The sequence below is a fragment of the Psychrobacter lutiphocae DSM 21542 genome (assembly GCF_000382145.1).
GTDB classification, from domain to species: Bacteria; Pseudomonadota; Gammaproteobacteria; order Pseudomonadales; family Moraxellaceae; genus Psychrobacter; species Psychrobacter lutiphocae.
In genome coordinates, this window is the sequence record NZ_KB907671.1 from 1 (window position 1) to 13,846 (window position 13,846).

At 42.6% G+C, this 13,846-nt stretch carries 10 protein-coding genes and 1 pseudogene; 2 read left to right on the forward strand and 9 right to left on the reverse strand.

Annotation, left to right across the window (positions count from 1 at the left end; translation table 11 throughout):
• Positions 1–257: pseudogene (locus H140_RS14700) on the forward strand (transposase); the annotation flags it as partial.
• 475 nt (positions 258–732) lie between these two features.
• On the opposite strand, the gene H140_RS0112715 reads toward H140_RS14700, so the two are convergent.
• The 7 genes from H140_RS0112715 to H140_RS0112745 form a co-directional block, all read right to left on the reverse strand.
• Positions 733–2,055, reverse strand: a complete 1,323-nt coding sequence (locus H140_RS0112715; protein ID WP_019674037.1) for an MFS transporter — start codon at positions 2,053–2,055, stop codon at positions 733–735.
• 65 nt (positions 2,056–2,120) lie between these two features.
• The gene (locus tag H140_RS0112720; RefSeq protein ID WP_019674038.1) at positions 2,121–2,399 is read right to left on the reverse strand and encodes a metal-sensing transcriptional repressor; all 279 of its coding nucleotides are present in this window, start codon (positions 2,397–2,399) and stop codon (positions 2,121–2,123) included.
• Between the two features lie 338 nt (positions 2,400–2,737).
• The gene (locus tag H140_RS0112725; protein ID WP_019674039.1) at positions 2,738–3,625 is read right to left on the reverse strand and encodes a sulfite exporter TauE/SafE family protein; all 888 of its coding nucleotides are present in this window, start codon (positions 3,623–3,625) and stop codon (positions 2,738–2,740) included.
• Between the two features lie 78 nt (positions 3,626–3,703).
• Positions 3,704–4,219, reverse strand: coding sequence for a flavin reductase (locus tag H140_RS0112730; RefSeq protein WP_019674040.1), 516 nt, complete (start codon positions 4,217–4,219; stop codon positions 3,704–3,706).
• Positions 4,220–4,283: 64 nt separating this feature from the next.
• Entirely contained in the window at positions 4,284–5,312 is a 1,029-nt protein-coding gene (locus H140_RS0112735) for a methionine synthase (protein ID WP_019674041.1), read from the reverse strand.
• 131 nt (positions 5,313–5,443) lie between these two features.
• Positions 5,444–6,466 carry a DUF1852 domain-containing protein gene (locus H140_RS0112740; RefSeq protein ID WP_019674042.1) on the reverse strand — a complete coding sequence of 341 codons (1,023 nt, stop codon included), beginning with the start codon at positions 6,464–6,466 and terminating at the stop codon, positions 5,444–5,446.
• A gap of 543 nt (positions 6,467–7,009) precedes the next feature.
• A complete protein-coding gene (locus H140_RS0112745) occupies positions 7,010–7,516 on the reverse strand; it encodes an META domain-containing protein (RefSeq protein ID WP_019674043.1) in 507 nt (168 codons plus the stop codon).
• Between the two features lie 464 nt (positions 7,517–7,980).
• Here H140_RS0112745 and H140_RS0112750 point away from each other — a divergent pair, with 464 nt between their 5' ends.
• Complete coding sequence (locus tag H140_RS0112750; protein ID WP_019674044.1) at positions 7,981–8,871, forward strand: fructose bisphosphate aldolase; 891 nt, start codon at positions 7,981–7,983, stop codon at positions 8,869–8,871.
• 208 nt (positions 8,872–9,079) lie between these two features.
• Here H140_RS0112750 and H140_RS16305 read toward each other — a convergent pair whose 3' ends face one another.
• Both H140_RS16305 and H140_RS0112760 read right to left on the reverse strand, forming a co-directional pair.
• A complete protein-coding gene (locus tag H140_RS16305) occupies positions 9,080–11,935 on the reverse strand; it encodes an autotransporter domain-containing protein (protein ID WP_019674045.1) in 2,856 nt (951 codons plus the stop codon).
• A 495-nt stretch (positions 11,936–12,430) separates the two neighbouring features.
• A partial coding sequence (locus tag H140_RS0112760; protein WP_026349095.1) for an autotransporter outer membrane beta-barrel domain-containing protein occupies positions 12,431–13,846 on the reverse strand: 1,416 nt, incomplete at its 5' end.

The following is a 13,846-nucleotide window of genomic DNA, read 5'->3' on the forward strand; positions in this document are numbered from 1 at the left end:
ATTTTAAGCGCTTGTTGATTGCATCTCAGGCATGTACATTAGGGTGGCGTATTATGCAAGCATCGGATAAGCAGTCTCAAGAGTTTGCTTTGTTTCTTGTGCGTCTGTCAGGTCGGCAAATGAAGCACAACAAACCGATAACTGCGCCTGCGCTAATGGCTGGGTTGTTCCAGTGGCTTAACTTTACCGAGCTTGTTAATCATTATCCCCCTGATAAGCTAAAGTACTTTGCTGATGCTGCTAGTAAATTTATGTAGATACCTATGCTTTCTCAAAGGAAGGGCTGGGGATGGATTTTAATTTTAATAAGTATCGTAAAATCCCCCTAAATCCCCCTTTGAGAAAGGGGGACTTGCCCTCCGTTTTAACATATTGCAATAAATAAGCTAAAGATACAGCTAATAACTCAATTATTAATATTCCCAACTATTCATGTTGAGAGTGGGGTAAAGTATCATACTGAGTAATAAAGACTCATACTCTTGACTCAGTTATTAACCCCTATTAAAGCTAATGTCGCTTTCGTAGGGGTTTTTTGTGCCTCAACAAGTTTTATGCTTGAACAGCACAAGAGGTGATACCAAATCTAAAAATTAAGCTATCGAGGAAAACGAGTGCAAACGCTACATATAGTAGGTTCAACGAGTTTGACAAAGATAGGTTATTTTTTAGAAAAGGTATGACATAAGAGGTGGCTTAAACAGTCAACAATAATTCAAAGTTAACAGATGCTCAACGTCCAGAGCTTGGCCAACGTGGGTGATAGTCATCAACCACAAAAGGGTGAGAGTGGCGTATGCCATCTTCAGTATGAACGCCGCTTGCATGAGGGTGATCTTCTGGTAAGTCGGTGTGTACGTGTTCAATCTCTTTTAGATCCACAGGCGGCCAGACTCGCCACGCAACCACCACAGTTAACGCTGTGACACAGCCAAGCACGGCAAATGTTAGGCTCATACTGTAATGCGCTCCAAGCCAGCCAGTCAGTGGATAAAATACCAGCCAACTGACATGCGACAAGGCAAACTGAGCGGCAAACAGTGCGGTACGATCTTCTTGATGTGATGAGCGCCACAGCAATCGTCCAGCTGGCGTCTGAGCGGTAGAGTAGCCAATACCAAGCACAAACCAAAGCGCCATTAGCGTGTACGCACCTTGGATAAACATACCAGCAAACATGCCTATCACCAGTAGAGAGACGCCGCTTAACATTACCCAGCGATCCGTCAGCTTACCCAATAAGTTGGGTAAGGCCATGGCAGCTATCATAGAGCCAGCGCCAAAGCTTGCTAACGCCAGCGCCACTGCTCTTTGCGTTAAGCCCATGCCGCCTTGAATAATGACTACTGTATTGACAAATACCATAGAAGCGGCTGCAGAAACAGCAACGTTGACAGTGAGCAATCCGCGCAGTCTAGGTGTGGCCAAATAGATGCGGATACCACGAGTAGTGCTGTCATAGATACTACGAGGTTCGGACGGCGCTTGTCTGGGTAGAGTCACAGATACCACCAATAAGGCCGAAGCAATAAAGCCGATGACAGTGCCGGTAAATAAGTTATGGAAATTCATTACCGTTAATAATGCTGCTGCCAACATCGGACTCACTAAGCTTTCCATATCATATGCTAAGCGTGATAATGACAGAGCCTTGGTATAGTCATCTTCATCAGGCAATACATCAGGAATGGTGGCTTGAAAGGTGGGTGTAAATGCGGCTGAGGCTGCTTGCAATACAAAAATAAGGACATACACTTCCCATATCTGAGTCACAAATGGCAGTAGTAAGGCAACTCCTGCTCGGATAAGGTCTAATAAAACCAATAAGGTACGTTTGGGAACCCACTCTGCGAAAGCGGTTGCAATGGGGGCAATGCCGACATAGGCGATCATTTTGATTGCCAAAGCGGTACCCATGACCACCCCAGCATTGTTACCTGCCAACTCAAAAGCTAATAACCCAAGGGCAACGGTCGCTAAGCCGGTGCCAATTAAGGCAATGACCTGTGCAGCAAACAAGTGGCGATAAGTTCGATTTGCAAAGATACTTAACATCCGAAAGCCTCTACATTTTAGCCGATTGGTTGTCGCTTACTGGTTCTATCTTATTGATGTATTTATTATAAGTAACGAGTAATTTCTTTAAACTCGTTGATAGAGTGTTGTTGGTCTTGATCTACCGTACCCAATAAGTCTTCAAGACAATGATCTAAGTGATCTTGAATCAATACTTTTTTAGCTTGGCGTATGGCGTTTTCTACCGCTTGTAGTTGTTGTGCGACATCCAGACAGGTTCGACCTTCTACCAACATCTCTATGGTACTGCTTAGGTGACCGTTTGCTATTTTTAAGCGCTTAATAACAGCAGGATGAGTAGCATGTACGTGTGGTTTGTTCATAGTAACCGTGTTTCCCCTCGAAGACTTGTACTGATACGAATTATAGGGTGTAATACCTTTTCTGAAAAATAACCTATCTTTGTCAAACTCGCTAAATCTACTACTTGTAGCATTTGCACTCGTTTTCCTCGATATCTTAATTTTCAGATTTGGTATAAAAATGTGTTTAAGTGTTATCAGTATAAACTAAAACCTCTGCCAATACCCTATTAGCAGAGGTTTGTTTTATGCAGACCAGTTGATTGGACTGTCTTGCTTAGATTGTTATTTAGAGCCTATCTATCTGTGTATAAATAGATGGCATAAACAGATGATATAAATAGATAGATGGCTATTTATTATGACATATAAGCTTTGAATAAAAAGTAGCAACCCACCACTGTCAGTAAGATGGCAAAGCAGCGTTTTAGCAGTTGTGGCGATAAGATGTGAGCCACTTTTGCCCCTAGTTTAGCAGTGATAAAGCTCATGGAAGCAATGCCTAAGAAGGCGTATAGATGCACAAAGCCAATTGTATTGGGCACATCAAGCTGTTGCTGCATCCCAAAGATCATAAAGCCCAAAGCACCAGCGATGGCAATAGGTAGTCCACAAGCGGCAGAAGTACCAACAGCCTTTTGCATGACCACACCATAATGGGTTAGGTAAGGGACGGTTAAGCTACCACCACCAATACCAAAAATAGCGGATGCGATGCCAATCACACCACCGGCTGCCAGTTGATTGGGTGTTGAGGGTAAAGTGACGGCAGTGGCATCAGCACTATTAATATTGATATTGGAATTTGTGTCACTAGCAGATAAGTCATTAGCGGCCGTAGCGGACTGTTGTGACTGAGCGCTGGGTTTTTTGCTTTTGCTAAACATGCGATAGGCAACCCAAAGCAAGAAAATTCCGACAATAATCTGTAAGTGTGTACCAGATATTTTGCCAGCGACACCTGCACCAAAAAAGCAACCCAGTGCCATGCCTGGCGCTAGATTTTTAAACACGGGCCACATCACTGAGCCTTTTTTGTTGTGCGCCATTAATGAGCTAATGGAGGTCACAATAATGGTCGCCAGTGATGTGCCTAATGCCAAGTGCATGATGCTATCAGTGGGATAACCCATCTGGGTAAAGACAATAAACAGAAGCGGCACGATGATGGTACCACCACCGACACCAAATAGCCCTGCAGCAAATCCTGCTAGAGCACCTATTATAAAAAAAATGATTAATTCCACAGGATATTTACTTCTTTATTAAATAAATGATTGCTTTGGTCTGTTGACAGCCAAACAGTTCTGACTGTAAACACGAGTTTAAGCGATTTGCTCTTGACAGACAGAAAGCCCTACTTTGTGATAGGTACGGTTGAAATATACCAGACTTTCTGACTGTCCGCATTGTTTATTACCATACTGTATAGCAACAACTCGGCACATAAAGACGCTATGAGTCCCCACCTCTTGGATCTGCTCGATTTCACAGTCGAAGCTCACTAGTGCCTCTTGTAAGATAGGTGCGCCTGTGACAAGCTTTGTCCAAGTACCTTGCTGAAAGCGTTCTTCCGAACACAGCTTAGAGGCAAAGGCATTTGAAATATGTTCTTGCTCTGCCCCTAATACATTGACGCTAAGAATTTTATTATCTACAAAGTAGCGATGTGAGCGGGATGCCGTATTCATGCATACCAATAAGGTTGGTGGGGTGTCTGTAACACTACAAACGGCAGAAGCTGTAAATCCGTGTGTACCCGAGACACCTTCTGTCGTGATCACATTAACGGCCGCTGTTAACAAAGACATAGCGTCTCTAAAATTAGTAGCGTCTATCATCAGTTAACTCCTAACATTGAATGTGTATCTATACAGTAGTAAGTGTTCATCACAGTAGTAAGCGCTAATCAGAGAGCTCTTGGCGTACAAGCTGACTGCCGGCACTCAAGGCTTTTAGCTTGCCACGTGCTACTTGGCGTGATAGCGGTGTCATGCCACAGTTGGTTGAGGGGTACAGATTTTTTGCGTCAACAAACTGTAACGCTTTACGCAGTACATCAGCCACTTCTTCTGGCGTTTCAATGGTATTGGTAGCGACATCAATAGCGCCGACCATCACCTTTTTGCCACGAATTAGCTCGATTAAGTCCATCGGTACTCGAGAGTTAATGCACTCAAGAGATACAATGTCAATTTGTGATTGCTGTAACTTAGGAAACACTTCTTCATATTGACGCCACTCTGACCCGAGGGTTTTTTTCCAGTCGGTGTTGGCTTTGATGCCATAACCATAGCAAATATGCACCGCTGTCTCACAGGTTAACCCTTCAATGGCACGCTCTAACGCTGCAATTCCCCAGTCATTGACCTCATCAAAGAAGACGTTAAACGCGGGCTCATCAAACTGAATGATATCGACACCAGCTGCCTGTAAGTCTTTGGCCTCTTGGTTTAATATTTTGGCAAATTCCCATGCCAATTTTTCACGGCTTTTATAATGACCGTCATATAAGGTGTCAACCATGGTCATTGGACCTGGCAATGCCCACTTAATCGGCTGATCGGTTTGTGAGCGCAAAAAAGCAGCATCATCAACAAATACAGGCTTTTGACGACTGACATCGCCCACCACAGAAGGTACGCTGGCTTCATAGCGGTCACGGATTTTGACCGTTTCACGTTTTTCAAAGTCAACGCCTTCTAGGTGTTCAATAAAGGTGGTGACAAAGTGCTGGCGGGTTTGCTCGCCATCACTGACGATATCAATGCCCGCATTCACTTGCTCTTGTAGTGACACCCGCAAAGCATCTTGTTTGGCTTCAATCAGCGCATCACCTTCAAGCTTCCAGGGTGACCACAGCTTTTGTGGTTCTGCAAGCCATGAAGGTTTTGGCAGACTACCTGCCGTTGAGGTTGGTAATAATAGGCTCATGTTAACGATCTTCTCTTATTTGTGTTGTCTGTTGTCTGTGTAGCTACTAATGGACTTAATTAAAGCCAGTATTTAGACGCCTAGTATTTAGACGCCTAACCATCACAGCGTGATGCTTTTTACGGCTTGTTTTAGGCAACTTGCTTTTTACCAGCTGTGGCGTTATCAGCTGCTGTTATAGGCTTAAAGTTCGCTGCCCACTCATTTAGTTTGTCTTGATACGGTTTGATAAACTCAGCTTCGGTAAATTTGCCTTGCTTTACTGCCAACTGGCTGCGCTCTTCACGATCATATACCACTTGAGTGAGTGAATAATCCTGATACTTTAAGCTGGGCTGATATACTTGCGCTGCTGCTGAGTTGGCATTGTAGATTTCAGGACGATAGATTTTTTGGAAGGTTTCCATCGTACTGATGGCGCTAATCAGCTCAAGGTCACTATAATCAGCGAGCAAGTCGCCAGCGAAATAAAACGCCAATGGGGCAACACTGCCTTCAGGCATAAAGTAGCGCACAGTCAAGCCCATTTTGTGGAAATATTCATCGGTTAATGAATATTCATCTTGTCTGTACTCGACACCGAGCACAGGATGCACGTTGGTGGTACGGTGATAAGTCTTGCTGGTGGACACACTTAGACAGATCACTGGTTGTTTGTTAAAGTTGGTTTTGTAAGCTTCTGAGCCTAGTAAGTGTTGAAACAATTTGCCATGCAGTACCCCAAAGCTGGCAGGTGGTGGTGTGTTTGGATTTTTTTCAAAATGCTCTAACAGCACCACGCTAAAGTCATAATCACGTACATAAGATGAAAAGCTGTTTCCGATTATACCGTCAATGTGGGTGTTGTGTTTGTGATCAACTATGGTGGTTTGCAACATCTCGATGGCAGGGAAGGTGTTGCCATTGCCTTCAACGTCTAAGTTAGCAGAGATGATGTCCACTTCCACTGAATAGCGGTCGGCTTGTGGATTGTCCCAATGTGCCAGCGCATTAAAGCGGTTGTTTATCATGGTCAACGCTCTGCGCAAGTTGTCTTCACGGCTGTCACCACGTGCTAGATTGGCAAAGTTTGTGGTCAGACGCGTGCTGTCTGCTGGTTTGTAGTTTTCATCAAAACGAATCTTTGAGATAGAATAGGTAAATGGCTTGCTCATGATAATCCTCAGCTTTAATTTTTTGTTTAAGCTTTAATTGCCTTTTTTCATCGTTTTTTTATGTGAGCTTATATGTCAGTTTTTATATTAAAGGTGGCTTGACTTAAAACTGACAGACGACAATGAAGCTAGGCTTTAAATCTTGTATGCCATGAATCATACCTAAAGTAAAACATGAATAAAAACGATATAAATTAAAAAAAAGATGAATTTAATTCATGTATGTAGCCAAGGTTATCCTCTGGATAAATAACTAGGCTGTTTTGCTTAAATAACAATTAATAAAAAATAGAATGAATAAAAACAATGAAGTATAAGCAAGACTTGAGCTATCAAGGTTTGCTAGATAGGAAGTTGGATGACGGGCGTAGATAAATTGTAGCAGAAAGTGACAACAAAGTTATCACAAGAGTTAAGTGTGCTTACCTCTTAAAAAATCAGGATTTATAATTTTCTTGTGGATGTTGAATAATGTTCAGCTTAATTTTAGAAAATATCAGCATATATAGAGGATATATACGCTGATAAACGACTTGAGACGACTTATTGCGCCTTTGGCACTGCTTGGAAGTGAGATACTTGATTGTCATTGGTAATGACTAGCATAGGCACTTTGTTGCTGCTTTGGCTGAGGGTGTATTGACCCATAACCGCTTTCATCGCAGCCGCATCAAACTGTGCCTCTGGCTCCGGGCAAGCCATCATAGTGCTCATTACAGTGTCGAGTATGATGTTGTTGTTTTCGATACGGTAGCCAGCAGACATGTTATTACAAGTATTCATAAAGCTGACTAAGTTATTACCATCGGCTTGCATAAAGTTTAGCGTTAATGGTTTGTTAGCATCTATAAAGAGTGCTTCGACCTTTTCACCACTGCTAAGCTTGGCATCAACCAATTGCCAGTTATAAGCTTGCAACATATCATTGTTCATTGGATAGGTGGTGATTACTGGGTGTGATACGCTAGTGGTGGCCGTGGTTTGACAACCGGTTACCAGTGCCGTTACAGTAAGGGTCGCAGCCAGCATGAGTGGGTTTGAAATTTTCATATTTATTCCTAATAAAAAGGCGCAAAAAGTAAGTCTAAGTGACACTGCAAACTCAACTTTTTGTGCAAGCTGTGTTTAGCTTAGCATTTTTCATAGCGCATTTAATAATGGCATCTACTTTCATTGACCAAGTATCTAGTTTCATAAACCAAAGAGACACACGCCCTAGAATACAATTTAATATGTTGAGAGCAGGGTCTAGCTGATAATATTATATACTGATTTTTTAGAAAAATACGCACAGCTTTGGTAACACAGGATTATTTTTTTGGCATAGTAGCGTATAATAGTGGCCTAAGATAAAACAAGATAAAAGACAAGCCACTCAACTTTAATAACTTGTTTTTAACTTAATGGATTTTTAATTTAATAGCTTACTTTTTAATTTAATAAAAGATTGTTTTAATTTTATTTAACTTTTCATCCACCCCTTCATTCATTAATCAATTGGAATAGGAAATACTATGAGTTATCAACAACAGTTACAGCGCATCAAAAATGACGCAGGCTTTATTGCAGCTTTAGATCAAAGTGGTGGTAGTACGCCAAAAGCATTACGCATGTATGGCGTTGAAGAAAGTGAGTATGCCAACGATGATGAAATGTTTGCTAAAGTTCATGAGATGCGTACTCGTATCATGACTTGTGATACATTTGATAGTGGTCGTGTGCTTGGTGCTATCTTGTTTGAAGATACCATGGATCGTGAAGTGAATGGCAAACCAACCGCCAATTATCTGTGGGAAGACAAAAACATTGTACCTTTCTTAAAAGTAGATAAAGGCTTAGCGGAACAAGAAGATGGCGTACAAGTGATGAAGCCAATTCCAAACCTAAGTGCCTTGCTACAAAAAGCGAAAAACTATCCTATTTTTGGTACTAAGATGCGCTCAGTTATTCATGAAGCGTCACAAAGTGGTATCGAAAAAGTGGTTCAGCAGCAGTTTGATATCGCAAAACAAATTCTATCTGAAGGCTTTATGCCAATCGTTGAGCCAGAAGTCAACATCGAAAGTGCTGAAAAAAGACAGTGCGAAATCTTGATGAAAGAAGAAATTCTACGCAACCTAGATCGCCTAGAAGATGGTCAACAAGTTATGTTGAAGCTGACACTTCCTGAAGAACAAGGCTTCTTTAAAGAACTGGTTGAGCATCCTAAAGTATTAAAAGTGGTTGCTTTATCAGGTGGTTACAGCCGTGCTGAAGCCTGTGAACGCTTAAAACAAAACCCAGGCATGATTGCTAGCTTCTCACGTGCATTCACTGAAGGCTTATCAAAAGGTCAAACTGATCAAGAGTTCAGCGACACCATCAATGCCTCTATCGAAGAGATTTACACCGCTTCAAAAGTGTAATATTAAAGCGTTAGTATTAAGTAATCAAAAAAGCTTGAATCCCCCATTAGTAATAACAGGAGATTCAAGCTTTTTTATTGGTTAACGATTAAGCAATGCTATAGTCGTAGTCAGAGCAATTGAGGTACAAGGCAACCGAGTGCAAGTACTACTATAGTAGGCTTAATGAGGTTAACGCTGTAGCTCATTTATATGGCTATGACTATATTTAAAACTTGGTTTCAAACACAATAGCCGCACCCTGATCATCATAATTATCACGCCACTCGCCACGATAATTGGCAGAGATAGTGGTATTAGCAGTTGGCTTAAACGCCAAACCAATACCAGCAATACCTATGGCTTCTTTGCTCTTTTGACCTTGAGTCATAAACTTATTAGAACCCACTTCAACGAAGCTTGCGGTAATATCTGAGTAGCGATCGCCATTTTCAATCGCACCAGCAAGTTGACCAGTCACAGAGAAGGTTGGCGTTAGTGCCTGATCAAAGCGAACACCAGCAGTCCAGCGTACTGAATCATAACTATTAGAATCAACCGCTAGGTTGTATACCCCAGCACCTGTCTCACGATAGCTGTCACTCTTGGCACGTGCATAATTCACGCTCGCAAATGGAGAGATATTACGGCTAGCGCTGCCAATTCTATGCGCCACACCCAAGCCTGCTTGCAAGGTATCGACATCATAATCAGACTTAGCAACGGCTGAGGTAATACCTGAGATATGACGCTCACCTTTAACGTTAGACTGACCAGCGCCAGCATGGAAGTTAACAGAAGTGGCTTCACTGGCAGCATAATTAGCATAGCCTAATACTTGCCAGTTTTTCGCTTTCAGTTCATGCTTTAAGGCATGGCCATCGGTATCAGCATCACTTTCGATGTAAGAGACAGCCAGGCCAAGGTTTAAGTCAGGATTGACCGAGGTATCCAAACCAAGGATGGCGCCGTAGTTTTCTGAATTATAACCAGTGACATAACCATTAGCATCGTGAGTCATATCACTACCAATAGCTTTTGCCCATAGTTTATGCTCAGGTGTGGTTTGACTATGTTCTTCAATAGCACGGCTTGCCGCATAGTTGGTGTCTGTGATTAAGCGGTTAGCACCACCCATAAATAGCGGTTGTAGCTGTTCTGCTGCTTTACCCACTTGAGCATGACTAAAGTTCTGAGTATTTATAATTAATGCATTGGCTAACGCGTTATTGTTACCAGCAACTCTATCAGCAATCGCCTCATCTAATACGCCAGCCAAGTTCAATGCAGGGTAGTTATTGATTAGCTGAGTTGCTTTTACAAAGGTAATGTCGTCGTTACTTGGTGCAGGCTCAGGTTCTGGCGTAGGAGCAGGTTCCGGAGTTGGTTGAGGCTCTGGTGTAGGAACAGGAGTCGGTTCTGGCTCAGGTGTAGGTTCCGGAGTAGGCTCAGGGGTCGGAGTTGGAACTGGTACAGGCGTTGGCTCAGGCACAGGCGTTGGCTCAGGCACAGGCGTTGGCTCAGGCACAGGAGTTGGCACAGGCACAGGAGTTGGCACAGGCGTTGGCTCTGGTGTTGGTTCTGGTGTCGGCACAGGCGTTGGCTCTGGCGTCGGTTCGGGAGCTGGTTCGGGAGCTGGCTCTGGTGTAGGTGTTGGCTCTGTTAATGTCAGATGGACTTTATTAGGGTCACTATAATCCGCGTAGAAAGTCACCAACGGACTGTTATCTTCTACTTTTTGGAATTGACCCGTAAGTTTGGTTGCTGAAACAACGTTTTTATATTCTGAGTTTGTGGTGACATCTTCTAAATAGCTGTACACAAAGACTTTAAGGTTACCTTTAGTAATATCAAGATTGCCATCTACTTGTATTTGACCATATTCATTATTATCCACATGGCCGTCTTCATTAACATCGAGTAGGCCAATAACTAAGCTTTCACCTTCTGGTACAGAGTAGTTACCATTTAGCTTTAAAACGCCTCCTACTGAACCCCAGTCTCCTATCCATTGTTTGTTATCAGTAGTTAGTTCTAGGCTTCCTACACCAGTTTTGATAAACCCACCAATATCATAGTCATCTGTAAAATTAAGATCGAAGCTACCAGCATTGCCAGTAATAACGGCATTAGGATCTACTACGACCGAGATGGGCTTCGCAGCAGCATCACTATATTGCGGTATCTCAGTGGTGATAAAAGCGCCTTTAGTACCAATATTAATTATATTTTTATCAGTGAAGTTATCGAATAGAAACTCCTCATCAGACCGTATCTCTATCCCACCACCGTTAATATAGATTTCAGATTTAATTGAGTCAGGGTTACGCCCAAGATATTCTGTTACTAAATCGCCAACGTCATTTACATGTAATACGCCCGAGCCTGTATTTCCAACTATCATTTTGGGAGTAACATAAGTGCTATCTGATAATGTAAACTCACCTTTTGCTTCAGCACTATCAGGACCATACCCGCCAATATAGGTAGCATGCCGAGCTTGAGTAAAACCGCCATGGTAGGGCGTATTTTCAATAACTATATTGCCTTCACCTTGTTTACCAACTATTAAGTTATCAGTAATAAGATATCTATGACCAGAAACGGTTATATTGCCGATGCCTGATTTTTTATTCCCCAGTATCGTATCGCTTACAACGTATACCCCATGAGAAAGATATTGACTGTTTTCTTCAGTTTGACTCATTGAGAGACTACCATTGCTAGTATCTCCAATGATGACATTGTTTTGGGCACTAATACCGCTGGCTGTATTATCAAGAAGAATAACCTGACTATTATTATCAATAATCAAGTCATTTAATGAGTCTAAACTCTCACCGTCACCTAGCTTAATAACTTCGCCTTGATTGATTATTAAATCATCAGGCGTTGTCGCTGCAACTGCCATAGTTGAAGCAAAAACACTGAGCATAGCAATAGATAGAGTTGTTAAGTGTAAATGAGGTTTCTTAGTAGAAGTCGCTGACTTGCCAGAAGACTTACCACGAGATTTGGCAATCTCAGACACACATTGATAAACGCCTAAAGCGCGATTGAAAACGACACGATATACATGGTTCATACGATAAGACCTAAATAGAGATGAGCTAGAACAAAACAGATGTTGTAACTATTAAAAAACATAACAACTTGTAAAATAGTGTTGCTATTCTGGCATAATACTATTTATTTTAGAATAACAACACTAATTATTTAAGTTTTTGACTATCTTGTTCTACTTTATGCAAAAGAAGGTCTAAGTCATCTTAATATAGCTAAGTATATCTAATGCTCAAATATATTCAGCAAGAGTAACCTTGTGTTGCTATAACAGTCTGCTAAATGACGATAAAACATCTATTTAGCAGCTATATATTTGTTAAATAATAAAAAGCCTGAATCCCATATATGGGATTCAGGCTTTCTTTATAACTAGCACTTTTAACTAAAGTTGTCGTACTTAAAGGCACAGTTATACCTTCTCTGAAAAACAACCTGTCTTTGTCAAAATCGCTAAACCTACTACTTGTAGTGTTTGTACTCGTTTTTCTCGATATCTCAAACTTCAGATTTGGTATTAAAACTTAGTTTCAAACACAATAGCCGCACCCTGATCATCATAATTATCACGCCACTCGCCACGATAATTGGCAGAGATAGTGGTATTAGCAGTTGGCTTAAACGCCAAACCAATACCAGCAATACCGATGGCTTCTTTGCTCTTTTGACCTTGAGTCATAAACTTATTAGAACCCACTTCAACGAAGCTTGCGGTAATATCTGAGTAGCGATCGCCATTTTCAATCGCACCAGCAAGTTGACCAGTCACAGAGAAGGTCGGCGTTAGCGCCTGATCAAAGCGAACACCAGCAGTCCAGCGTACTGAGTCATAACTATTAGAGTCAACCGCTAAGTTATACACCCCAGCACCTGTCTCACGATAGCTGTCACTCTTGGCACGTGCATAATTCACGCTCGCAAATGGAGAGACATTGCGGTCAGCGCTGCCAATTCTATGCGCCACACCTAAGCCTGCTTGCAAGGTATCGACATCATAATCAGACTTAGCAACCGCTGAGGTAATACCTGAGATATGACGCTCACCTTTAACGTTAGACTGACCAGCGCCAGCATGGAAGTTAACAGAAGTGGCTTCACTGGCAGCATAATTAGCATAGCCTAATACTTGCCAGTTTTTCGCTTTCAGTTCATGCTTTAAGGCATGGCCATCGGTATCAGCATCACTTTCGATGTAAGAGACAGCTAGGCCAAGGTTTAAATCAGGATTGACCGAGGTATCCAAACCAAGGATGGCGCCATAGTTTTCTGAATTATAACCAGTGACATAACCATTAGCATCGTGAGTCATATCACTACCGATAGCTTTTGCCCATAGTTTATGCTCAGGTGTGGTTTGGCTATGTTCTTCAATAGCACGGCTTGCCGCATAGTTGGTGTCTGTGATTAAGCGGTTAGCACCACCCATAAATAGCGGTTGTAGCTGTGCAGTAGCAGCAGCGACTTGTGCTTGGTCTAAACCATCCATATCTGAGATAAACTGCTTCGCCAGTCGGTTCTCTGATGTTGTTGTATCTAATTGATCATCAATAGCTTGGTCTAAAACGGCTGCCAAGCCAAGAGCAGAGTAATTATTTATAGAGTTCATAGCATCAGAGACAACCGTATAATCGCTACTTGGCTCTGGCGTTGGCTCTGGCGTTGGCTCTGGCGTTGGCTCTGGCGTTGGCTCTGGCGTTGGCTCTGGTGTCGGTTCAGGCGTTGGCTCTGGCGTTGGCACAGGCGTCGGCTCAGGCGTTGGCTCTGGTGTCGGATCAGGCGTTGGCACAGGCGTTGGCTCTGGTGTCGGCTCAGGCGTTGGCTCTGGTGTCGGTTCTGGCGTTGGCACAGGCGTCGGTTCAGGCGTCGGTTCTGGTGTCGGCACAGGCGTTGGCTCTGGCGTTGGCACAGGAGTTGGTTCTGGCGTTGGCACAGG

What these genes read in the sequence shown, in the direction of transcription:
- H140_RS0112715 (WP_019674037.1), bottom strand. Translation starts at nt 2,055, where the DNA reads ATGTTAAGTATCTTTGCAAATCGAACTTATCGCCACTTGTTTGCTGCA.
- H140_RS0112720 (WP_019674038.1), bottom strand. Translation starts at nt 2,399, where the DNA reads ATGAACAAACCACACGTACATGCTACTCATCCTGCTGTTATTAAGCGC.
- H140_RS0112730 (WP_019674040.1), bottom strand. Translation starts at nt 4,219, where the DNA reads ATGATAGACGCTACTAATTTTAGAGACGCTATGTCTTTGTTAACAGCG.
- H140_RS0112735 (WP_019674041.1), bottom strand. Translation starts at nt 5,312, where the DNA reads ATGAGCCTATTATTACCAACCTCAACGGCAGGTAGTCTGCCAAAACCT.
- H140_RS0112740 (WP_019674042.1), bottom strand. Translation starts at nt 6,466, where the DNA reads ATGAGCAAGCCATTTACCTATTCTATCTCAAAGATTCGTTTTGATGAA.
- H140_RS0112745 (WP_019674043.1), bottom strand. Translation starts at nt 7,516, where the DNA reads ATGAAAATTTCAAACCCACTCATGCTGGCTGCGACCCTTACTGTAACG.
- H140_RS0112750 (WP_019674044.1), top strand. Translation starts at nt 7,981, where the DNA reads ATGAGTTATCAACAACAGTTACAGCGCATCAAAAATGACGCAGGCTTT.
- H140_RS16305 (WP_019674045.1), bottom strand. Translation starts at nt 11,935, where the DNA reads ATGAACCATGTATATCGTGTCGTTTTCAATCGCGCTTTAGGCGTTTAT.